18 protein-coding genes are annotated in these 22,740 nt (G+C 65.3%); 10 read left to right on the top strand and 8 right to left on the bottom strand.

Going from position 1 to position 22,740, the window contains the following annotated elements:
* The first annotated feature begins 37 nt into the window (after nt 1-37).
* Nucleotides 38-2,404, top strand: a complete 2,367-nt coding sequence (locus CH249_RS12380; RefSeq protein ID WP_094682081.1) for an FdhF/YdeP family oxidoreductase — start codon at nt 38-40, stop codon at nt 2,402-2,404.
* Nucleotides 2,405-2,413: 9 nt separating this feature from the next.
* On the opposite strand, the gene CH249_RS12375 is transcribed toward CH249_RS12380, so the two are convergent.
* Nucleotides 2,414-3,232 carry an oxygenase MpaB family protein gene (locus tag CH249_RS12375; RefSeq protein ID WP_094646630.1) on the bottom strand — a complete coding sequence of 273 codons (819 nt, stop codon included), beginning with the start codon at nt 3,230-3,232 and terminating at the stop codon, nt 2,414-2,416.
* A gap of 92 nt (nt 3,233-3,324) precedes the next feature.
* On the opposite strand from CH249_RS12375, the gene CH249_RS12370 reads away from it, so the two are divergent.
* A complete protein-coding gene (locus tag CH249_RS12370; RefSeq protein ID WP_094682102.1) occupies nt 3,325-3,933 on the top strand; it encodes a TetR/AcrR family transcriptional regulator in 609 nt (202 codons plus the stop codon).
* Here the strand turns inward: CH249_RS12370 and CH249_RS12365 are convergent.
* Together CH249_RS12365 and CH249_RS12360 are read right to left on the bottom strand one after the other, a co-directional pair.
* Complete coding sequence (locus CH249_RS12365) at nt 3,922-4,560, bottom strand: GntR family transcriptional regulator (protein WP_094682082.1); 639 nt, start codon at nt 4,558-4,560, stop codon at nt 3,922-3,924. The genes CH249_RS12370 and CH249_RS12365 overlap by 12 nt on opposite strands.
* Nucleotides 4,561-4,566: 6 nt before the next feature.
* A complete protein-coding gene (locus CH249_RS12360; RefSeq protein ID WP_094682083.1) occupies nt 4,567-5,709 on the bottom strand; it encodes an acyl-CoA dehydrogenase family protein in 1,143 nt (380 codons plus the stop codon).
* A gap of 122 nt (nt 5,710-5,831) precedes the next feature.
* On the opposite strand from CH249_RS12360, the gene CH249_RS12355 reads away from it, so the two are divergent.
* Nucleotides 5,832-7,328, top strand: a complete 1,497-nt coding sequence (locus CH249_RS12355; RefSeq protein ID WP_094682084.1) for an aldehyde dehydrogenase family protein — start codon at nt 5,832-5,834, stop codon at nt 7,326-7,328.
* Nucleotides 7,329-7,330: 2 nt separating this feature from the next.
* Nucleotides 7,331-8,227 carry an oxygenase MpaB family protein gene (locus tag CH249_RS12350; protein WP_094682085.1) on the top strand — a complete coding sequence of 299 codons (897 nt, stop codon included), beginning with the start codon at nt 7,331-7,333 and terminating at the stop codon, nt 8,225-8,227.
* A gap of 11 nt (nt 8,228-8,238) precedes the next feature.
* On the opposite strand, the gene CH249_RS12345 is transcribed toward CH249_RS12350, so the two are convergent.
* Complete coding sequence (locus tag CH249_RS12345) at nt 8,239-9,441, bottom strand: TetR/AcrR family transcriptional regulator (protein WP_256988295.1); 1,203 nt, start codon at nt 9,439-9,441, stop codon at nt 8,239-8,241.
* Between the two features lie 183 nt (nt 9,442-9,624).
* Between CH249_RS12345 and fadD5 the strand changes: the two genes are divergently transcribed.
* The 5 genes from fadD5 to CH249_RS12320 all read left to right on the top strand — a co-directional run bounded on the left by fadD5 (nt 9,625) and on the right by CH249_RS12320 (nt 14,160).
* The gene (gene fadD5, locus CH249_RS12340) at nt 9,625-11,181 is read left to right on the top strand and encodes a fatty-acid--CoA ligase FadD5 (protein ID WP_094682087.1); all 1,557 of its coding nucleotides are present in this window, start codon (nt 9,625-9,627) and stop codon (nt 11,179-11,181) included.
* A 246-nt stretch (nt 11,182-11,427) separates the two neighbouring features.
* Nucleotides 11,428-11,742 carry an integration host factor, actinobacterial type gene (gene mihF, locus CH249_RS12335; RefSeq protein WP_008712632.1) on the top strand — a complete coding sequence of 105 codons (315 nt, stop codon included), beginning with the start codon at nt 11,428-11,430 and terminating at the stop codon, nt 11,740-11,742.
* Nucleotides 11,743-11,810: 68 nt separating this feature from the next.
* Nucleotides 11,811-12,293 carry a cation:proton antiporter regulatory subunit gene (locus CH249_RS12330; protein WP_032395305.1) on the top strand — a complete coding sequence of 161 codons (483 nt, stop codon included), beginning with the start codon at nt 11,811-11,813 and terminating at the stop codon, nt 12,291-12,293.
* Nucleotides 12,294-12,312: 19 nt separating this feature from the next.
* The gene (locus CH249_RS12325; protein WP_094682088.1) at nt 12,313-13,485 is read left to right on the top strand and encodes a cation:proton antiporter; all 1,173 of its coding nucleotides are present in this window, start codon (nt 12,313-12,315) and stop codon (nt 13,483-13,485) included.
* 12 nt (nt 13,486-13,497) lie between these two features.
* Nucleotides 13,498-14,160, top strand: a complete 663-nt coding sequence (locus tag CH249_RS12320) for a GntR family transcriptional regulator (RefSeq protein WP_176459422.1) — start codon at nt 13,498-13,500, stop codon at nt 14,158-14,160.
* Nucleotides 14,161-14,224: 64 nt separating this feature from the next.
* Here CH249_RS12320 and CH249_RS12315 read toward each other — a convergent pair whose 3' ends face one another.
* Together CH249_RS12315 and CH249_RS12310 are read right to left on the bottom strand one after the other, a co-directional pair.
* On the bottom strand, nt 14,225-16,360 hold the full coding sequence (locus tag CH249_RS12315) for a 3-hydroxyacyl-CoA dehydrogenase NAD-binding domain-containing protein (protein WP_032395307.1): 2,136 nt from the start codon (nt 16,358-16,360) through the stop codon (nt 14,225-14,227).
* Between the two features lie 9 nt (nt 16,361-16,369).
* Nucleotides 16,370-17,581 carry an acetyl-CoA C-acetyltransferase gene (locus CH249_RS12310; RefSeq protein ID WP_032395308.1) on the bottom strand — a complete coding sequence of 404 codons (1,212 nt, stop codon included), beginning with the start codon at nt 17,579-17,581 and terminating at the stop codon, nt 16,370-16,372.
* A gap of 232 nt (nt 17,582-17,813) precedes the next feature.
* Here CH249_RS12310 and CH249_RS12305 point away from each other — a divergent pair, with 232 nt between their 5' ends.
* On the top strand, nt 17,814-18,050 hold the full coding sequence (locus tag CH249_RS12305; RefSeq protein ID WP_094632114.1) for a hypothetical protein: 237 nt from the start codon (nt 17,814-17,816) through the stop codon (nt 18,048-18,050).
* Nucleotides 18,051-18,062: 12 nt separating this feature from the next.
* Here CH249_RS12305 and CH249_RS12300 read toward each other — a convergent pair whose 3' ends face one another.
* A complete protein-coding gene (locus tag CH249_RS12300; protein WP_094698931.1) occupies nt 18,063-20,291 on the bottom strand; it encodes a DNA polymerase III subunit gamma and tau in 2,229 nt (742 codons plus the stop codon).
* Between the two features lie 44 nt (nt 20,292-20,335).
* The gene (locus CH249_RS12295) at nt 20,336-22,729 is read right to left on the bottom strand and encodes a helicase-associated domain-containing protein (protein WP_094682089.1); all 2,394 of its coding nucleotides are present in this window, start codon (nt 22,727-22,729) and stop codon (nt 20,336-20,338) included.
* Between the last annotated feature and the right edge of the window lie 11 nt (nt 22,730-22,740).

The following is a 22,740-nucleotide window of genomic DNA, read 5'->3' as shown; positions in this document are numbered from 1 at the left end:
TGGTCGAGTGCGGGGGTAACGCAACGAAGGGACCCGCATGAGACGCACCGACAGCGACGTCGACGAGGCCGAGCTCGATATCGAGAAGCCGAAGACCCATGCCGCAGGTGCCACCGCTGTCGCGGTGTCGATGAAGCGAGCACTCGGGCACATGGGGCCCAAGCGCACCGCGCAGACGCTCCTCAAGCTGAACCAGGCCGAGGGTTTCGACTGCATGAGCTGCGCGTGGCCGGACCCGGATCCGGGCCATCGGCACGCAGCGGAGTTCTGCGAGAACGGAGCCAAGGCCGTTGCCGAGGAGGCGACGACGACCCGGGCAACCCCGGAGTTCTTCGCGCAGCACAGCATTGCCGAGCTCGACGGTCACACTGAGCACTGGCTCGGCCAGCAGGGCCGGATCACGCATCCGATGATCAAGCGGCCCGGTGGCACGCACTACGAACCGATCGAGTGGGACGACGCGTTCCGCCTGATCGGCGACGAGCTGAAGTCACTTGCCAGCCCGGACGAAGCCATCTTCTACACCTCGGGCCGCGCCTCCAACGAGTCCGCGTTCACCTACCAACTGTTCGCCAGGGCATTCGGCACCAACAACATGCCCGACTGCTCCAACATGTGTCACGAGTCGACGTCCATCGCGCTGCAGGAGTCCATCGGTATCGGCAAGGCCAGCGTCACGCTCGACGACGTCCACAACGCCGAGCTGATCATCCTGGCGGGCCAGAACCCCGGCACCAATCACCCGCGTATGCTCTCGGCCCTCGAGCTGGCGAAGCAGAACGGCGCAAAGATTCTGTCCATCAACCCACTTCGCGAAGCGGGTCTGCTCAACTTCAAGAATCCACAGACTCCGCGCGGCATGGTGGGACCGGGAACGGACCTGTCGAATCTGCATCTGCCGATCAAGCTCAACGGCGACCTCGCACTCTTCCAGGCCATCGGCTCGCTGCTGGTGAAGTGGGACGCGCTCGATCACGAGTTCCTCGACACCTACACCGTCGGTTTCGACGCGTGGAAGGCGCACGTCGCCGAGGTCGACTGGGATCTCGTCACCGAGGTGACCGGATTGTCGGTAGCGCAGATCACCGAGGCCGCCGAGATGCTGCGCGACTCCAAGGCCACCGTCTTCTGCTGGGCGATGGGCCTGACGCAGCACCGCAACGCCGTCGCCACCATCAAGGAAGTCACCAATCTCGCGTTCGCGCAAGGCAACATCGGAAAGGCAGGTGCGGGTCTGCTGCCGGTTCGTGGCCACTCGAACGTGCAGGGCGACCGCACGATGGGCATCTGGGAACGCCCTCCGGTGAAGTTTCTCGACGCGATGGCCGCGGAGTTCGACTTCGAGCCGCCGCGCGAGCACGGCTTGGACACCGTCGATTCCATCCGGGCCATGCGCGACGGCAAGGCGCACTTCTTCCTCGGACTCGGCGGAAACTTCGTCCAGGCAACTCCGGACAGTGACGTCACCTTCGAGGCGCTGCGCAAGATGCGGATGACGGTGCAGATCTCCACCAAGATCAACCGTTCGCACCTGGTCTGCGGCGAGACCGCACTGATTCTGCCGACCCTGGGCCGCACCGAGAAGGACGTGCAAGCCAGTGGCGAGCAGTGGATCTCGGTCGAGGACTCCACCTGCTCGGTGCACTCCTCACGCGGACCGCTGAAGCCCGCGAGCGAATTCCTTCGTTCCGAGGTCGCCATCGTCAGCGGTATCGCCGAGGCGACCCTCGGTGACCGATACGGTCTCGACTGGAAGGGTTTCCGCGACGACTACCGCAACATCCGCAAGCACATCTCCCGCGTCGTCGCCGGTTGCGAGGGCTACGAGGTCAATGTTCGACGCCCCGGTGGCTTCGTTCTTCCGCACCCCCCGCGCGACAGTCGGACGTTCGAAACCAAGAGCGGCCGAGGTGAATTCGCCATCTCACCGATCGACGTGCTGCAGGTTCCGCCGCGCCATCTGATCCTGCAGACGCTGCGCAGCCACGATCAGTTCAACACCACCATCTACGGCCTCAGCGATCGGTACCGCGGCATCGAGAACGGTCGACGCGTCATCTTCGTGCATCGGGAGGACATCTCGTCTCTCGGCTTCCGCAACGGCGACATGGTCGATCTCGTCACCAAGTGGGACGACGACGACGTGGAACGGTGTGCGCCGTCGTTCCGCATCGTCGAGTACGACACCCCGCGTGGGTCGGCTGCTGCGTACTACCCCGAGACCAATCCGCTGATTCCGTTGGATTCGACTGCGCTGCAGAGTAATTGCCCCACCTCGAAGTCTGTGATCATCTCGATGGTTCCGGCGGGGACGGGCGTGCAAGGCACGGTGAACGGTCACCAGGACGACGAGGGATCGGACGAGGGGCACAAGTCGCACCCGCAGCCGCACCACCTCAGCTGAGGCCTCGAGCTAGACCAGCGCCCGGCCCGAGCGCATCCGTCGCCGGACATCGTGCAGTAGAAGGTTGAACGGGAGTGCACGAACGGCGGGCGGCAACATCCGGTTGAGCAGGGACGCGCTGCGCAGAACAAGCGCAAACCGTCTCTGCTTGACCGGATCCCACGGCAGTTCCATCTCGTCTCGGAAACGCTGGGGCAAGAATCCAGTGGTCACGAAACGGAAGAACGGCCCGATCAACGGGTGCAGCACTGCGGGTCGGGCGAACGTTGCCGAGGCAACGCCGTGCAGGTAGCGCCGGATCGTCGGGTCGATGTGAATGTCGTCCAGTGCTGCTTCCCAGTACTTCTCGAACGCCGATCGATCGGTGGGCCACATCTCGGGCGGCATCTGCAGTGTCGATCCGAGTACGTGACACGACCGGTACATCTCGTCCGCGTCGTCCGGATCGAGCGGCCCGTACAAGGCGACATACACATCCTCGAAACCTCGGTAGAGGCACGCCGCGACCCACAGCTGCAGGTTCGGGTCGAAGGCGTTGTACTTCACCGGGCTGTCCGCCGTCGAGCGCACAGCGGCATGAGATCTGTTGGTCGCCTTCCGGTACGCGGCCTTGGTCCGATCGTCTCCCATACCCGCAACCGCCAGGTAGGACAACGTCGTTCGGGTGCGCTTGATCGGGTGCCGGTTGATCTGCCCGGATTCCACGCGGCTTTCGAAAACCCCGTATCCGACGGCGGGATGCCCGAGTTGCATGATGACGTTCGCCGAACCGGCGAGCAGGCCGAAGCCGGTCATGGACTTGCGTAGAAGGTCGTTGTCGACAGTCATGATGCAGTCGAGCCCTCCCCTGTCGGCAATCTGAGTACGTGCGTGTTCAGATCAAGCTAGGCGCGGGTGCCGAGCGGTGTCAAGATGTGTTCATGCCCGATTCACCCCGTACCTACGGCGGCGTGGACGGTTCGGCCCGAGTCGCCGACCGTCGACGCATCCTCATCGAGACCGGACTCGATCTGCTCGGAACTGCCAAGCCCGACTTGACGGTTCGAGGGGTGTGCCGCCGGGCCGGCGTCGCGAGCCGCTACTTCTACGAGAGTTTCGCGGACCGGAGCGCGCTCATGGAGGCCGTGTACGACCACGTCGTCGAGGAGGTCGCAGCCATCGCGCTCGACGCGGTCGCCGCAGCACCGAGGGACGCCCGAGAACGGGTCCACGTCGGAATTCGTGCGATCGTGCGCGCGGTCGCGGACGACCCCCGCCGTGGGTTCCTCCTGTTCTCCGCCACTGCGGTCGGCGACATCGTGGTGGCGAAACGGGCCGAGTCGACGAAGATGTTCGCCCGTCTGCTCGCCACTCAGGCCACCGAGTTCTACGGCACCACCGGAGACCACGATCTCGATCTGACAACCTATTTCGTCGTCGGCGGATTCGCTCAGGTGCTCACTGCGTGGCTCGGCGGCGAACTCGAGATGGACGAGGAGGCCGTGGTCGTCCGCTGCGCCGAGCTGTTACTGGCCGCATCACCCCGTTAGCCGGGTCACCAGCTCGGCTCCGGAGAGGAAGTGCCGGCACGTCAGGTCACCGACGAGCTCGACGTCGCGCCGCCGGAATGCCTCGATCAACTGTTCGTGATGGCGGACCGCGTGCTCACCCCACTGCCTGTTCGACGCGTACAGCCGCGAGGGTGTGTATCTCACGGCACCGAGGAGAAACCAGGCCAGCTTGGTTCCTCCGGCGAATCTGTTGATGCACCTGCGGAATTCGAACTCGCAGGACTCCACCGATTCGAAGTCGGATCGGGCCACGGCGTCACGCAATCGATCGTTCACGGCGCGAAGCGCCTCGATCTGTTCGTTCGTGATGTGCTGCGCGGCGCGGCGGGCCAACGCTGCCGCGATCGTGCCCTGCAACCAGAAGATGTCCTCGATGTCGCGTTCGGTCAACTCGTTGACCCGGTAGCCCCGACGCGGCACCAGTTCCACCAGACCTTCACCGCGCAACGCCACCAATGCTTCTCGCACGGGAGTGGCACTGACCCCGAGTTCGCCCGCCGTATCGTCGATGCGCACGAAGGTGCCCGGTGTCAGTACGCCCGTGACGATCTGCTGGCGAATACTTGCGGCGACGTCCTCCGAGAGCTGCGGGCGGCGATGCAGCACGACTGCCTAGAGTCCGTACGTCTTGCCGATGATGTCACGCTGAATCTCGTTGGTACCGCCGTAGATCGAGGACACGAGAGTCGTCCGCACGTGCTTTTCCATGTCGAATTCGGTGGCGTAACCGTAGCCGCCCATCATCTGCATGCCGTCGAGGGCCACCTTCTTCGCGGTCTCGGTGAGCTTGAGCTTGGCCATCGAGGCTTCTCGCGGGAACAGCTTCGTCGGGTTCTCGTCGACCAACCGAGCCACGTGGTAGACCAGCAGCCGTCCGCATTCGATCTCGGTCGCCAGATCGGCGATGCGATGTCGCAGTGCTTGGAACGTCCCGACGGGCCTGCCGAATTGCTTTCGCTGGGTGACGAAGTCGAGTGTGTCGTCGAACGCTCGTTGCGCAGTGCCGAGCATCATCGCCGCCAGGATCAGGCGCTCGATGTTCAGGCCGGTCATCAGCTGCGACCATCCTTGACCTTCCACTCCGACCACCGCGTCCTCGGGCAGCACACAGTCGGTGAAGTAGAGGTCGTTGACTTCCTTGCCGCCCATCGTGTCGATGCCGACGATGTTCAGGCCCTCGATATCGGCCGGAACGTCGAACATGGTCAACCCGTCGTGCTTCCCACCGTCTTTGCCGGTGCGTGCCACCAGCAGAATTCGGTCCGCGAAATGCGCGTTGGAACACCAGGTCTTCTGGCCGTTGATCAGCCAGCCGGAGTCGGTCTTCTCGGCGCGGCAGGTCAGATTTCCCACATCAGAGCCGGCTTCGGGCTCGGACATGGAGATCGAGTAGCTTCGGCCGGCGACGATGCCACCGAGAACTGTGTCCTTCTGCGCCGGGGTGCCGAACTTCTCGTAGGCCGCACCGGTGATCAGGGTGGGACCGATGCCGCCGATGGGCGCCATGGCCTTCGCGGACTCTTCGAGCAGAATGCACAGATCGACGGTGCTGCCGCCCGCTCCGCCGTGCTCCTCGGAGATGATCGCGCCCAACCAGCCCAGCTCGGCCATCTTGTCGTAGAGCGCCTGGTTGTGACTGTGCGCGCCGTGCTCGGTGAGCGCGTCCCGCTGCGCCCTGGTGCCGGCCTCTTTCGCGCAGAACGACGCAACCGCCTGCGCGAAGGCGGTCTGTTCCCGAGTGAGATCGATGCTCATGAATTGCTCCTGCACGTCGAGGCAGCGGGGGTTGTCGCAACCGGACACGACGCATAGTGTGTCCTGGACAACATTGAATCACATCAAATATATGTGATGCGATCCGCTGGAGGATAGAGCCCATGACGGACCAGATCGAACGAACGACCGAGAGCAGCTTCGAAAGCCTCGATCCCCGAACGGGTGTCGCACTCGCCACGTATCCGATCGCGGGCCCCGCAGAGGTCGACATCGCCGTCGCTCGAGCCCGGTCGGCCGCACGCTGGTGGGACGTACAGGGCTTCGTCGGACGCAAACGATGGCTGCTGGAATTCAAGTCCGCCATCGCCAGGGACGCCCCGAGCCTCGCCGCCGTCATCGCCGCCGAAACCGGCAAGCCCGACGAGGACTCGCTGCTCGAGGTCATGCTCGGCGTCGAACACCTGGACTGGGCGGCCCGCAACGCCGAGAAGATTCTGCGGCAGCGCAAGGTCGGATCGGGCCTGCTCGCGGTGAACCAGAAGGCCTACGTCGGATACCGACCGTTCGGCGTCGTCGGAGTCATCGGCCCCTGGAACTACCCGCTCTACACACCGATGGGTTCCATCGCGTACGCCCTCGCCGCAGGCAACACCGTCGTATTCAAACCGAGCGAACTGACGCCGGGCGTCGGCACCTGGTTGGCCGAGAAGTGGCAGTCACTGGCCGCTCCGCACCCGGTGTTCCAGACCATAACCGGCGACGGATCCACCGGTACCGCCCTCGTCGAATCCGGCGTGAACAAGATCGCGTTCACCGGCTCCACCGCCACCGCCAAGAAGGTCATGGCAACCTGCGCGAAGTCGCTGACCCCACTCGTCGCCGAGTGCGGCGGCAAGGACGCGATGCTCGTCGACGCAGACGCGGACATCACTGCCGCAGTGGAATTCGCGACGTTCGGGGCGATGGGCAACGCCGGGCAGACCTGCGCAGGCGTCGAACGCATCTACGTCGCGGCTCCGGTGTACGACCGGTTCGTCGGTGAATTCACCGCCGCGGTGAAAGCGCTGAAGCCCGGAGGAACGAAGACCTCGTCCTACGGCCCGATGACACTCGGCAAACAGAGCGAGATCGTGCGAGGCCAGATCGAGGACGCTCTGGCCAAGGGCGGCAAAGCCGTCGTCGGCGGCCTCGAGTCGCTGCACGGGCCGTACATCGACCCGGTGGTTCTCACCGACGTACCCGAGGACTCGACCGCGATCACCGAGGAGACCTTCGGTCCGACCGTGGTGGTCAACAAGGTTCGCGATCTAGACGAGGCCATCGAGCGGGCCAACGCGTCCAAGTACGGACTCGGCGCATCGGTGTTCACCCAGGACGGAGCAGTGGGCAGACGCGCCGCCGAGAAGCTCGATTGTGGTGTCGTGACGGTCAATTCGGTCCTCGGATTCGCCGGCGTTCCGGCGCTGCCGTTCGGCGGCACGGGCGACTCCGGATTCGGCCGCATCCATGGGGCCGACGGCCTGCGCGAGTTCAGCACCGTCAAATCGTTGACCGTGCAAAGTTTCGCAGCTCCGATCAATCTGCTGACGATGAAGCGCAAAGCGCGAAACATGAAGCTCTCCGTGCTGGCACTTAAGCTTCGGCACGGACGAGGCTGACCATGGACATCACGCCGAAGAAGGGGCGCTTCGGCTGGCTTCGACGCATCGAGGAACTCGACCCGGTGCGGGATTGTCACACCATCCACCGCATCACGGCCGGCTACGAGTTCCCGTGGGACTACCAGCGTTCACTCGAGTTCGCGCTGTTCCGTACCTACTGCGTGCCGACCATCTCGGCACTGTTGGCCGAGACCGGCGAATTCGAGAACCGACCGCAGAAGCGCTACGACGACACCTCGCTGTTGATGGCCGAACTGCTCGAGCACGGATACGACTCCGAGCGGGGACGTGAATCGCTTCGGACGGTCAATCGAATGCACGGAAAGTACGACATCTCGAACGACGACATGCTCTACGTGTTGACGACGTTCATCTACGAGCCGATCGAGTGGATCGACACCTACGGATGGCGTCGCCTGCACCCCAAGGAACGACTCGCGACGTTCCACTTCTACCGCGAAGTGGGAAAGCGAATGGGAATCAAGAACATTCCCGAGTCGTACACCGAGTTCGCGCAGTTCAAGCTCGACTACGAGGAGCGGACGTTCCGCTTCACCGAGGACAATCGTCGGATCGGCACGTACACCCTGGATCTGTACTGCTCCTGGTACCCCGCTGCGCTGACCCCCGCAGTGAAGCAGGGAGTGTTCGCACTGTTGGACGACCGGATGGCCGGTGCCTTCGGGTTCCCTGCAGGCTCACCGACGGTCGAGCGGGTGGCCGTGCGGGCTCTGCGCGCCAGGGCCCGCGTCGAGCGGTTCCTGCCCAAGCGAACGCGATCGCGGGCCACCGCCGACGCGTCGAACAGGACCTACCCCGGCTATCCCGTCGGCTACCGCCCCCGAGATCTGGGCACCGAAGCATGCCCGTACACCGCTGCGCCGACTCCGGCCTGAACGCGGAGGGTTCATCCCAGAAGTACCGCCGTCATCGTCTGCTGCACCCGCGCCATTGTTCGGTCGGACCGCTCGAACCGCACCGTCCGACCCACGTCGAAGACCAACCCGAGAGCGGCGTGGATCAGAAATCGTGAGACCACCACGCTCGTGTTCGGCCGGGCCTCACGCAGCAGCTGCGCCCAGCCGTCGACGTTGTGGCGCTGAATCCGGCGCAGTGTCGCGCGCCGATCGGCCGGTAGATTTCCGATCTCGGCGAAGTACACGGCCACCAGTTCGCCCTGCCGGAAGGTCAATTCGGTGTACAGCCTGGCGAAGGTCCGCACGGCGTCGACCGGGGAGTTCGAGTGCTCGAGCGCGCCGGCGAGGGTGTCGGTGAGCTGGGCGTTGGCCCGATGCAACGCGGCCTCGAGCAGCTCGGCCTTACTGGGGAAGTAGCGGTACACGCTCGAGGCGGTGATGGACGCTGCTGCGCCGATGTCGTCGAGGCCCACCTCGTGGTACCCGTGCAGATAGAACAGCCGAATCGAATGGTGCAGCAACTCTTCCCGTTTCGATGCATGCTCGAGCACACAGTCGCGGTGGGGCGATTCGCTGCCCTGCTGCGGAAGTTCGGTCCGCAGGACCGACCGTGCGGCAGCGAGCATCGACTCCTTGATCTGCTTGGCCGACAATGCCGATCGATGCGCGGTGATGCTGGCGACCACACTGATCGACGCCGTGGCCAGCAGAGCGGCGTCCGCCTCGGACAGATCGGGGCGAAGCTGTCGCAACGGCACCGTCACTCGCTCGTGCACCGTGCACAACGCTCGCCGTAGGTATTCGCGGTCCGAACCGACGAGATAGCGCCCCTCCCTTCGATACAACCCACCGGTGCGGCGATTGTCGATGGTGGTGGCGATGATGGCACCGATGACCGCGTCGATCCGGGACTGTGGATCCTCCACATCGTCGACGGCCGGATCGATGACGGCCGGATCCGTTGCCGCGACCAAGGAGTCGGTCATCCGCATGACGGTGTCGACGAACAGGGAGTACTTGGTCGGGAAGTGCCGGTACAGCGCGGGCCCGGAAATACCGACGGTGGCAGCGATGTCCTCGATTCCGACGGGGTGATAGCCGCGCTCGCTGAAGGCCTCGGCCGCGGCCACCAGAAGCTGCGACTTCCGATTCCGTGGCCGACGCCGCGGCTCCGTGGCACTCGTCTCGCTCATCGCCTCACCTCGCCGGTCGTCTCGAGTGCTCATAGTAGCGGGATCGATGCGAATGATCACAAACTTAATGCGTCACTGACCTGCTGAAATGCAGTCAACAGAGTTCCGGACAAAGCGGCCAACAGTCTGTAAGCTGCATCACATTCGATCCCCCGCTCATACGGCTGACGAGAGGAACCGGCGATGGCCGCTCACCCCAACGAACCCGGATTGTCCAACCGAAACAACTGGAACAACCACGTTCGACGGCACGCCCTCATGCAGCCCGAGGCAGTGGCGCTTCGGTTTCAGGGGCGATCGATCGGCTGGCGCGAACTCGACGACCGCGTCGCGCGGCTCGCGGGCGCCCTGCAGAGCCGCGGAATCGGATTCGGTGACCGGGTCTTGATCGTGATGCTCAACCGCCCCGAATATCTCGAGGCGGTCCTGGCGATCAACGCGCTCGGCGCACTCGCCGTCCCGGTGAACTTCCGGATGACTCCGCCGGAGGTGACCTTTCTCGCGCAGAACAGCGGCTCGTCCCTGGTGATCTCCGACGAGACGCTCGCTCCACTGGCCGAAGCAGTTGTAGCGCAGAGTGATTCACTGACCGGAATCATCGTCGCCGGAGACGCGTACGAGACGTTGCTGTCCACCGCCGAACCGGCGGACCCCGTCGACGTGCCGGACGACGCCCCGGCACTGATCATGTACACCTCGGGCACCACCGGAAGGCCCAAGGGCGCGGTACTCACACACGCGAACATGCAGGCGCAGGCGTTCACCTGTGTCCGGGCACTGCAGATGAGCGCCACCGACGAGGTCGGCTTCTGCGCCTCACCGATGTTTCACATCGCCGCACTCGGCAGCCTCGCGCCGAGCCTGCTGCTCGGGATTCCCACCGTCGTCCACCCGGTCGGGGCATTCGATCCGGGCACCCTGCTCGACGTACTCGCCGCCGAACGTGTCACCAATCTGTTTCTCGTCCCCGTGCAGTGGCAGGCGATGTGCGCCGAGCAGGCGGCCAACCCGAGAGAACTTGCCCTGCGGGTCATTTCCTGGGGCGCCGCCCCGGCATCGGACACCGTTCTGCGCGCGATGTCGGACACGTTCCCGGGTGCGATGAACGTCGCGGTGTTCGGGCAGACCGAGATGTCGCCCATCACCTGTGTGCTCGACGGCGTCGACGCCCTTCGCAAACTCGGCTCGGTAGGACGCGTCGTCCCGACCGTCGCAGCACGCGTCGTCGACGACGACATGAACGACGTGGCGCAGGGCGAGATCGGCGAAATCGTCTATCGAGGGCCCACATTGATGCGCGAATACTGGGAGAACCCCGACGCGACCGCGGACGCGTTCCACGGCGGCTGGTTCCACTCCGGCGACCTCGTACGCCAGGACGAGGAAGGCTTCGTGTTCGTCGTCGACCGCAAGAAGGACATGATCATCTCCGGCGGTGAGAACATCTACTGCGCCGAAGTCGAGAACGTCCTGTTCTCCCACCCCCGAATCCTCGAGGCCGCAGTGATCGGCCGACCCGACGACAGGTGGGGCGAGGTACCCGTCGCGGTGGTCGCACTGCACGATTCCCCCGACACCCCCGACCTGACTCTCGACGAGCTTCTCGTGTGGCTCGGCGACCATCTCGCGCGGTTCAAACACCCCAAGGAATTGGTCGTCGTCGACGCCCTCCCGCGCAACGCGAGCGGCAAGGTGGTCAAGGTCGCACTCAGGAAGACCTACTCGCCTGCACCTGCCTGAGAGACCGGCAGGGAGGCGTCGGACATGCCCGGTACACGACGCCCTTCGAGAGCCGACACGGGGCCGAAGTGCTGGTCGGGGCACACCCCGAATCGGATAGGACGTAGCCTGGCTGGGAAGGTTCGGTGGCTCGACCGGAATGACAGCCGTGTTGTTCGGTTAGATTGGAAGAGCCACCAGGCACGATGCAAGAGGGTCGAGACCTGTCAACGAGCGACGGGTCACCACAATCGAGGAGAACAGGCCATGGCTTTACCAGTATTGACACCGGAACAGCGCACCGCGGCGCTGGCCAAGGCGGCCGAGGCACGCACTGCGCGGTCGAAGCTGCTCGCATCCGTCAAGTCCGGCGAACTCAGCGTCGCTGACGTTCTCGCCAAGGCGGAGAACGACGAGATCGTCAAGAAGACCAAGGTGTCCGCCCTGATCAAGGCCCTGCCGGGTGTTGGTTCCGTGCGCGCCGCACAGCTGCTCGAGCAGCTGTCCATCGCCGATACCCGCCGTATCGGTGGCCTCGGCGCAAACCAGCGCGAAGCCCTCCTGGCTGCCGTCGCATCCTGATCGAGACGGGTCGGGCTGCACGCCCGATCCTTCGATAATGCGCTGCCTGCAGGGCTAGCATTTCGACCATGAACGTCGAAGTGACCCTGCTGCCGGGAATCGGAGTGCGAAAGGATTTCGCACTCGCTTCCGGGCGTCGCATAGGCGTCATCACCCGCAAGGACGGCGTGAACGAGTTGATCGTCTCGCGCAAGGACGACCCCGATGCGACGCAGGAATCCATCACGTTGAGCAATGAGGAAGCGGCGGCCCTGGGCAATCTGCTCGGGTCGCCGCAACTCATCGCTCAGCTCGGGGAAGAGCATCGAGACCTCCCCGGAATCAACACCCGTCGGCTTCCCATTCGCGCCGACTCACGGTTCGTCAGCCGCACACTCGGCGACACCGCCATGCGCACCAAAACCGGAGTATCGGTCGTCGCTGTCATGCGCGCCGGTCAGGTTCAACCGTCCCCCACCCCCGACTTCACGCTGGCCGCAGGTGACCTACTGGTCGCCGTCGGTACCGCGGACGGACTGGACGCAGCGGCCAAGTTGCTCGGCAATGCCTGAGATCAGTCGGGGCTGAACAGTGGCCGAGAGCGCACTTGCCCTCACCGAGCTGGGTGCAGTGTTCTTCGTTCTCGGACTACTCGCTCGTCTGGCGGGTCGAATAGGTGTCTCCCCCATCCCGTTCTATCTGCTCGGCGGTCTCGCGTTCGGAAACGGCGGCATCGTCAATCTCAGCGGCATCGACGAGTTCAGCGAGATCGCGAGCGAGATCGGCGTCGTCCTGCTGCTGCTCCTGCTCGGACTCGAATACACCGCCGCCGAACTCGTCACCGGTCTGCGCCGATCCTGGATGGCAGGTCTGGTCGACATCGTGCTGAACTTCGCACCGGGTGCACTGGTCGCGTTTCTGCTCGGCTGGGGCGGAGTCGGAGCGCTGGTGATGGGCGGTGTCACGTACATCTCGTCCTCGGGCATCATCGCCAAGGTCCTCACCGATCTGGGCCGACTGGGAAACCGCGAAACCCCCGTCGTGCTGTCGATTCTGGTGTTCGAAGACCTGGCGATGGCCATCTACCTGCCGATCCTGACCGCGGTGCTCAGCGGGGTGAGCTTCCTCGGCGGACTCGAAGCGCTCGGCATCTCACTGTTCGTCCTCACCGTCGTGCTGGTCGTCGCACTGCGCTACGGCAACCTCGTCTCAGCAGTACTCGACAGCCCCGACCGCGAAGTGGTGCTGCTCAAGGTCCTCGGATCCGCGTTGCTGGTGGCCGGCATCGCGTCGGAACTGCAGGTCTCGGCCGCCGTCGGCGCGTTCCTGCTCGGTATCGCCATCTCCGGATCGACGGCCGACAACGCCACCCGCGTGCTCGAGCCACTGCGCGATCTCTTCGCCGCGATGTTCTTCGTGGTGTTCGGACTCGCCACCGACCCGGCGACCATCCCACCCGTGCTCGGCTGGGCCGTCGTGCTCGCGGTCACGACGACAGCCACGAAGGTCGCGACCGGCTGGTGGGCGGCGGGCCGTCAGGGAATCGGACGACCGGGCCGGTTGCGCACCGGTGCGGCACTGGTGGCGCGCGGCGAGTTCTCCATCGTCATCGCCGGACTGGCCGTGGCCGCAGGCGCGGTAGAGGGCGAACTCGCGGCTCTGGCGACGGCATACGTGCTGCTGATGGCAATCCTGGGGCCCATCGCGGCCCGAGTCGTCGAACCGGTCGCGCAGGTCCTCCTTCGCGCGAAGCCCGCCGTGTGATTGGCTTTCGGAATGGTGGACAAGCGTCGAGCATCGGTTCTGCGCCGACGGCCGCAGCTGTCGGAGGAGGTGGCCAGCCACGTCCGGCACCTCGTCATGTCCGGCGAAGTGAGTCCGGGCGACTTCATCCGACTCGACGAGACCGCCGCAGAACTCGGTGTCAGCGTCACTCCCGTCCGCGAGGCACTGCTGACGCTGCGGGGTGAGGGCATCGTCGAACTCGTCCCGCATCGCGGCTACAAGGTTTCGCCGCTGACGCCGAACGACATCGTCGACATCTTCTGGTTGCAGGGCCAGATCGCTGTCGAACTGGTGCGCCGCGCAGCACCGAAGATCACCGAGGCCGAACTCGCCCGACTCGCCGAACTCACCGCACTGCTGTCCGCGGCCGTCGAGAACGGCAGGCCGGAGGATGTCGAGAACTGCGAGTTCGAGTTCCACCGCGTCCTCAACCGACTCGCCGACTCGGCGAAACTGGCGTGGTTTCTCAACAACGCCACCCGCTACACACCCACCCGCCTCTATGCCACCGATCGTGACTGGGGCCGAGCGGCCGTCCGCAACCACGAGGAACTCATCGAGGCACTCGTTCGAAACGACATCGACGCCGCCTGCGAATTGATGAAGCAACAATTCACAGACGGCGCCGAGAGGTTGATCGCGCATCGCGGGTAGATGCCTTCGGCAGTGGTGCGGTTATGTGCCACCGGGGGCACTCGATCGCACCACTGCCTCGGCACTAGCGCAGCGAAGCAGGAACCTGGAAGCGATCGCCGTACTTCTTCGCCAATTCGTCTGCACGAGTGACGAATCCGGCCTGACCTCCCGGGTAGCCGACGACGTACTGGTGCACGCCTCCGGTCCAGGCGGGGAAGCCGATGCCGAAGATCGAGCCGATGTTGGCGTCGGCGGTGGTGTTCAGCACACCCTCGTCGAAGCACTTCTGCGTCTCGATGGCCTCGATGAACAGCATGCGTTCCTTGAGGTCCTCGAACGGGATGTCCGCCGAACCCGACTTGAACGCATCACGCAGTCCGGGCCACAGTCCGGTGCGCTTGCCGTCCTCGTACTCGTAGAAGCCCGCGCCCTTGGCCTTCGACGGACGCTCGAACTCGTCGACCATCTTGTCGATGACGGCACCGGCCGGATCCTCGGGAGGAGTCTGACCCGCGGCGATGAGGGCGTCGTAGGTTTCCTTGCGGATCTTCTGCATCAGGTTGAGCGTCAGCTCGTCCGAGAGCTGAAGCGGCGCAGCCGGGTAACCGGCCTGCAGACCGGCCTGCTCGATGGTCGACGGCTCGACGCCCTCGCCCAGCATCGCAATGGCCTCGTTGATGAACGTGCCGATCACACGCGAGGTGAAGAAGCCGCGGCTGTCGTTGACGACGATCGGGGTCTTCTTGATGATCTGCACCAGGTCGAATGCCTTGGCCAAGGCCGCATCCGACGTCTTCTCGCCGCGAATGATCTCCACCAGCGGCATCTTGTCGACGGGCGAGAAGAAGTGGATTCCGATGAAGTCTTCCTGACGCTTGATGCCCTGAGCGAGGCTCGTGATGGGCAGCGTCGAGGTGTTGGAACCGAGCAACGCCGTCGGATCGACGAGGTCCTCGATCTCCTGGAACACCTTCTGCTTCAACTCTTCCGACTCGAAGACGGCCTCGATGACGAGGTCTGCGCCTTCGACGTCCTTGGCGTCGGCCGTCGGGTGGATCCGCGCGAGCAGAGCGTCGGACTTCTCCTGGGTGGTCTTGCCACGCGAGAGTGCCTTGGCCTCGATGGCCTCGGAGTACGCCTTGCCCTTCTGCGCCGCCTCGAGAGCAACATCCTTGAGCACCACGTCGATTCCGGCCTTGGCACACACGTACGCGATGCCCGCGCCCATCATGCCTGCGCCGAGAACCGCAACCTTGGTGAAGGTGGTCTTCTCGATGCCGTCGGGACGGGACTTGCCGGCGTTGATCGCCTGCAGATCGAAGAAGAACGCCTGAATCATGTTCTTGGACACCAGGCCGGTGACCAACTCGGTGAAGTACCGCGACTCGATGGTGCACGCGTTGTCGAAGTCGACCTGCGCACCTTCGACCGCCGCCGCGAGAATCGCACGCGGTGCAGGCATCGGAGCGCCCTTGATCTGCTTGCGCAGATTGGACGGGAATGCGGGCAGGATCTGTGCGAGCTTCGGATTGGACGGCGTGCCGCCGGGAATCTTGTAGCCCTTGACATCCCACGGTGCGACGCCACCCTCGGGGTTGGCCTTGATCCAGGCCTTGGCGGTGGGCACCAATTCGTCGATGCTGCCGACCAACTCGTGAATCAGACCGATCTCGAGTGCCTTCGCCGGACGGAACCGGGTGCCCTGCGCGAGCACGGTCATGAAGCCGGTCTGGATGCCGAGAAGTCGCGTGATGCGGGCGACTCCACCGCCGCCGGGCAGCAGGCCGAGGGAAACCTCGGGAAGACCGATCTGGACGCCGGGAACGTCGGCCGCGATGCGGTGATGAGTCGCGAGCGCGATCTCGAGTCCGCCGCCGAGTGCTGCGCCGTTGATGGCGGACACGACCGGCTTGCCGAGCTTCTCGATACGACGCAGCTGGCCCTTGACTTCCTGCACCTCGTCGAACACCTGCTGAGCGTCCTCGGGCTTGGCAGCGATGAGCGTGTGCAGATCGCCGCCGGCGAAGAACGTCTTCTTGGCGGAGGTGATCACGACGCCGGTGATGGAGTCGACCTCGGCCTCGAGGCGGTCGACGGTCGCTCCCATCGAATCCTTGTACAGCTGGTTCATAGTGTTGGCGCCCTGGTTGGGGTCGTCCATCGTCAGAACGACGATACCGTCGGCGTCCTGGTCCCACTGAATCATGTTGTCAGACATCGTAATACCTCAGACTCGCTCGATGATGGTGGCGACGCCCATGCCGCCGCCGATGCACAGGGTGATCAAGGCGTACCGGCCGCCGCGGCGCTCGAGCTCGTCCAGCACGGTGCCGGTGATCATCGCTCCGGTCGCTCCCAGCGGGTGGCCCATGGCGATGGCACCACCGTTGACGTTGAGCTTCTCGTTCGGGATGTTCAGATCCTTCTGGAAGCGCAGCACAACGGAGGCGAACGCCTCGTTGAGCTCGAAGAGATCGATGTCGTCGACGGTCAGGCCCGCGGTCGCGAGAACCTTCTTCGACGCCGGGGTGGGCCCGGTCAGCATGATGGTCGTATCGGCACCACTGGTGGCGGTCGCGACGATGCGCGCCCTCGGAACCAGGTTCAGATCCTTACCGGCCTGCTCGCTGCCGACGAGGACGAGTGCTGCGCCGTCGACGATGCCGGAGCTGTTTCCGCCGGTGTGCACGTGATCGATCTTCTCCACCCAGTGGTACTTCTGCAGCGCCACATCGTCGAATCCGCCCATGGCCGCGATACCGGTGAAGGCCGGGTTCAGCTTGCCGAGCGATTCCACGGTGCTACCCGGACGCATGTGCTCGTCCTGATCGAGGATGAGCAGGCCGTTCTGGTCGGTGACCGGAACGACGGACTTCGCGAAGTAGCCACCCGACCACGCTGCGGCGGCGCGCTCCTGCGACTGGACGGCATATGCGTCGACGTCCTCGCGGCTGAACCCCTCGATCGTCGCGATGAGGTCGGCACCGATGCCCTGCGGGGCGAAGTAGGTGTCGTAGTTGGTGACGGGGTCCATGGCCCACGCGCCGCCGTCACTGCCCATCGGCACACGCGACATCGACTCGACGCCACCGGCGATGACGAGCTCGTCCCAGCCCGAGCGCACCTTCTGTGCAGCCAGGTTGACGGCCTCGAGACCGGACGCGCAGAAGCGGTTGAGCTGGAAGCCGCCGACGGTGTCGGGCATCTTCGCTGCGAGCACCGCCGTGCGCGCGATATCGGCACCCTGATCTCCGACGGGTGAGACCACGCCGAGGATGAGGTCGGAGATCCGGTTCTCGTCCATGTCGGGGAACCGTCGACGAAGCTCGTCGATCAGACCGGTCACCAGGGAAATCGGCTTCACCGAATGCAGGGAGCCGTTCTTTCCCTTGCCTCGGGGAGTCCTGATGGCCTCGTAAATGAATGCCTCTGTAGTCACAGCGCGCAGTTCCTTCCAGATACTCGATCTTCTTGCGGTCGCCGTGCCGGCCGACCGCGTCGGTGCGAGGCCATGACAGACCTCAGCTCATGCCACAGTAGGGCGGGCGATGGATCCGGCGTAAGGACCGAAACGAGCGTTGTACATGACCGACGCGAAGGTTCACGTTTGAACGACCTGATCGTGGGACACTCCGATAGATCAGATCTACCGAGCGCGGAAGAAGACCTCCATGGAAACCAACAACGAATTGACCGTGGGCGCTCGCGTCAAAGTACGCATTCACACCACCGGCACCGATGACGAAGCTGCTCAGGACACGTACGAGACCGGGGCGATCGTCGAGGACTTCGGTGTCCAGACACCCGAGACCACCTCCCGGGACTGGGCGGTGGCACGGCGTTGGGCCGTGGCGCTCGACAGCGGACGCCTGGTGTTCGCCGACAACGAGGACCTGACCGTCGGCTGAGTCACCCGTCGATCAGGTCTCCTTGAGCGGTACCGCTCCCAGTTCGCTGACCAGCAGCTCCATCGCGACGGTCTCCGGATCGCGTCGAACCGTCGGATCGGCAGGCTCGGCCGCGGCCTTGAGCAGCTCTTCCTCGTCCTCCGGGGTCTCCGGTGGCGGTGGCCCTACCGGCTCGGGCTCGTCGGGGTAGTCCGGCGCTTCGGGCATCGGAATGTCGTCCGCCCCGATGCCGGCCGAGGATCCATCGCCCGCTGATCCGAACCCGTCCGACGTGGGACGGGAAGCCCCTGCCTGGCTCGGCCTCGAGAACTTCGGCAGCGACGCGGGTTTCGCTGCCGGTTCATCTTTTTTTGCTGATGACTGTTCCGGCGGTGCCGCCGCACCGACCAGGCACACCACCGACCATTCGACCCCGAATACGTCACGCAGAGCGTCGCGAATGACGTCGGCGTTGCGCGGTTCCTCCAGCCGCTTGGCCAGCGGTGCCGAGTCGTGACCGAGCGTGATGGTGCCGTTCTCGACGGTGCGCACCGAGGCACCGGAGAGCATCACCTCGACGGTCCGGCTCCGGTCTCGTACCTTCGTGCGCACCTCCGACCACACAGCTCGAACCGCGGCTGCGTCGGGCTCGCTCGACACGGCGGCGGGGGCCGCCACGGGTTCCGGTTCCGACTCGAACACCGGATCCGGCTCGGGGCCGTAATCGTCCTCGGGCTCCGGCGGAAAATCTTCGTGGGAAACCGAGGCAGCGGGGGCCGGTTCCTGTGATGCCGAAACCGGTTCCGGAGCGGGCTCGGGTGTGGGAGCGGGCTCGGGTGTCGGAGCGGGCTCGGGTATCGGGGCCGGCTCGGGTCGTGCAGGCTCCGGTGCCGGTGTGGGAATCGAGGCAGCGGGTGCGGGCGCCACTGGAGCAGGTGCCGGTGCGGGCGCTGCCGGCTCTGCGGCCGGTGGACGTTGCGACGGTCGCTGAAACTTGCTCACCGGTGCCGGACCCGGGGGCGCGGGTTCCTCGGTGGGTTGCAACTGCGGTCGCGTCGGATCTGCGGCTGCCTGGGCGACGGCTGCTTGCTCCCCCGCCGGAAGGGTGACGTCCAGGCGGCGCTCGACGCGTTCGAGTCGTTGCAGCACCGCCGATTCCGCGTCGGACGCCGAGGGCAGCAGCATTCGGGCACACATCACTTCGAGCAGCAGACGCGGGGCCGTGGCACCGCGCATCTCGCCGAGGCCCGAGTGCACGATCTCGGCGTACCGAGTCAGTGTCGCCGAACCGAGCAGATCGGCCTCGTCACGCAGTCTCTCGAGGACGTCGCCGGGAACGTCGACCAGACCGCGTTCTCCGGCGTCGGGCACGGCCTTCATCAGGATCAGATCTCGCATGCGATCGAGGAGGTCGATGGCGAAGCGGCGTGGGTCGTGGCCCGCGTCCATCACCTTGTCGACGGTGCCGAACAGTGCGCCGCCGTCGCCCGCGGCCAACGCGTCGACCGCTTCGTCGATCAGTGCGACGTCGGTGACGCCGAGAAGCGAGAGTGCGCGCGGGTACGTGACGCCCTCGGGTCCGGCTCCGGCCAGGAGCTGATCCATGACGCTGAGCGAGTCACGGGGCGAACCTCCGCCGGCGCGGATGACCAGCGGGTAGACCGCATCCTCGACCGGAACCTGTTCCTGGCCACAGATCTTCTCGAGCAGACCGCGCATCGTCGACGGCGCGAGGAGCCGGAACGGGTAGTGGTGGGTACGCGAGCGGATGGTGGGGAGCACCTTCTCGGGCTCGGTGGTGGCGAAGATGAAGACGAGGTGCTCTGGTGGCTCCTCGACGACCTTGAGCAGCGCGTTGAAGCCCGCCGGGGTCACCATGTGTGCCTCGTCGATGATGAAGATGACGTAGCGCGATTCAGCCGGGGCGTACACGGCCTTGTCTCGCAGATCTCGCGCATCGTCGACGCCACCGTGGCTGGCCGCGTCCATCTCGACGACGTCGAAGTTGCCGGGTCCGCCCGGTGCGAGGGCGACGCAGGAGTTGCACACGCCGCAGGGGGTCGACGTCGGACCCTCGGCGCAGTTCAGCGATCGGGCGAGGATGCGCGCCGAGGAGGTCTTTCCGCAGCCACGCGGCCCGGAGAACAGGTACGCGTGGTTGATTCTGTTGCTGTCCAACGCCACGCTGATCGGCTCGGTGACGTGCTCCTGACCGACGACCTCGGCGAACGTCGCGGGACGGTACTTCCGGTAGAGGGCCACGCCCGAAAGGGTACCGGCGACCACGGACACAGTTGCATCGCCGGTCATTGTGGACGGGTGGATACCGCTCTGATGTTCATGATGGCGAAGCTCTCGCGGCTGCCGGTCGATTCCGAGAGCGCGTGCAGCCAGTGGCCGTCCTGCAGCGCATCCGAGATCGCGTGCCGAACGATGGCTCCTCTGGAGTTCTGGTAGTCGATGGAGACGGGTGTGCCGCGCGCTGCGGCGTCGGTCAACAGATCCAGCTCACGCGGCAGCAGCCGGCTGTGTGAATCGAGTGCAGACCGCACTCGTGCCTCGTCGACGGCTCCGTCGCCGCCGGCCAGCAGGAGCCGCGCGAGCTCGCGTGGTTCGCGGCGGTGCCGTGCCGGGTGGACGGCACGATGGGTCTCCCGAGTCTCCCCCGTGCGGATTCGAGGCGCGCTGTCGAGTTGGAGTTGCCCGGTGTCGGAGTGCCGCACCGGGGAGTATCCGTGCCTGCGAAGCACGGCGATGGTGTCGATGGGCGTGGCCGAACTGACCAGGACGGTGGGAGCGAGGCGCTGGAACTGCAGCACGGCCAGTGACTCGTCGGTCTCGATGTTCGTCAACAGGACGACGTCCTCAGAGACGATCGCGCACGGGATCCTCCTCACGGCCAGTGCGCCGTAGCTGCGCCAGCAGTCTCGGATCGTGTAGTCCAGTGCCTGAGGCAACTCGGTGTCGGCCATCGCGGTCAACGCATCGATCAACTCCTCGCCGGTGCCGCCGGTGTCGAAGAAGCCCCGGATGGTCGCCGGGGTGAAACGCCAGACCGACGCGACGTCCCTCGACTCGGGCTGCGCCGCCGAGCCGAGTATCGACGCCACCTCGGTACTGGGTGGTCCGGTCACCACCGCCGTGGAATCGGGCAACAGCCGAACGGAGAACGGAACCCACCCGGCCATGTCCTGCAACTGTGCTGTCAGAGCCGCGCGGATCTCGCGAGGGTCGCCGTCTCGACCCGCAGGGAACTCGGTGAGGGTGCGGCACAGATCGGTCGGCGCACCGTCGGCCAGTACCCCGAGTCGACCGGCCTCGAGCCACAGCGCGTGCACGTGACCGGCCCCGGCGCTGGTCGAGACGACCGGGATGTGCCAGTCCAGATACCGGGCAAAATCCTCCGAACCATGCAGAACCGTCGCCGGCGCGTCGGCGTCCTCGTATCGCAGCAGAGCCGTCAGCGCCGTCGCACGCAGGTCCGCTGCCGCCGGGTCGTCGAGCATCTTCTTGAGAACGGGAACGGTCTTCTGGGACGCACGGGGCACTCGGTGGGTGGGCGTGAAGGGCGAACTCCACCATGCCGTCAGCAATGTGGCCGCCTGTTCGGCCCGCGTGCTCGTGGACCACGTCTCGTACGCCGAAGTCAACGCGATTCCGGTCTTCCCGCGTTCGGCCAGCAGTCCGGCTTCGCGGGCCAGCATCAGCATCAACGCGGTGTCGTGTTCGTCGGCGAATCCCAGCCTGCTCGTCAGCGACCGAATCCCCTTGGCACTGACGCCACCGGTCTTCATCGTCGTCAGGCCGTCGGCGTCGATGGCCGTCAGCAACGCCTGCGTGTGTTCGCAGAACTGCAGCAGGGCGATCGAACGTGTGCGCCGCACGTCGTCGTGCGAGAGCACTCGGGTGTCGAATGTCGGCGGCGTGAGTTCGATGGGCAGACGCCACCGCTCCCCTCGCAGGGCGATGCTCACCTCCAACGGCATCTCGACGCGGTGCCCGTCGAGTCGATACAACAATCCCCGCTCGAATGCGGCCGCGCTTGCAGTCGGAGGAACATCGAAGATCAGTGACACCGGCTTGCCATCGACGAAGCGGGACAACATCTCTCGCATCTCCTCGGGCCCGCCGTCGAACAGTGCCCGGATACGTTCGGGCGTCATGGCAGTGGCAACGGAGTCCGCGCGCGCCGCTCGCTCGAGCGTCGGGTCGATACCGAGGAGCGCAAGCACAGCCACCCTGTCCTGCTCGACTGCGCAGTGCAGGAACAGCTTTCGCTGCCTGCGGGCCAGTCCGAACGGATGCGAGAACACCCCGGACAGGTCGACGGGTGAGTATTCGACAGTGCCTGCGCCGAGTGAGGAATTCGGCCAGATCAACCCGTGGGCCGTCAGTGTGGCCAGAGCTGCATCGATGTGTGGTGTCTCGTTGATCGACCCCTCACTCGCCCAGTGCCCGATCTCCGCGCGGCTCAGATCGCCCATCAGCGCGAACAATTCGAGGAGAGCGAGCGCACCGCTGTCGAGTCGACGCGGCAGCATCGACACCCGAGACGGGGCCTCGAGCAACTGCGCGAGCAAGCCGAACGAGCGTGGTGGTGGGTCGGTGGCCACGTCCGGCCGACGGTGCAGCAGATCGGTCAGCGCGTCCTCGTCGAGAGACGCCAGCCAGCCCTCGTACGTCCCGATACTGTCGGCCATCTCGCCCCCCG

The organism is Rhodococcus sp. 05-2255-3B1 (assembly GCF_002258545.1).
Taxonomy (GTDB): domain Bacteria; phylum Actinomycetota; class Actinomycetes; order Mycobacteriales; family Mycobacteriaceae; genus Rhodococcoides.
Note: the sequence above shows the minus strand (reverse complement) of the source record. Positions and strands in the feature narration are given on the sequence as shown.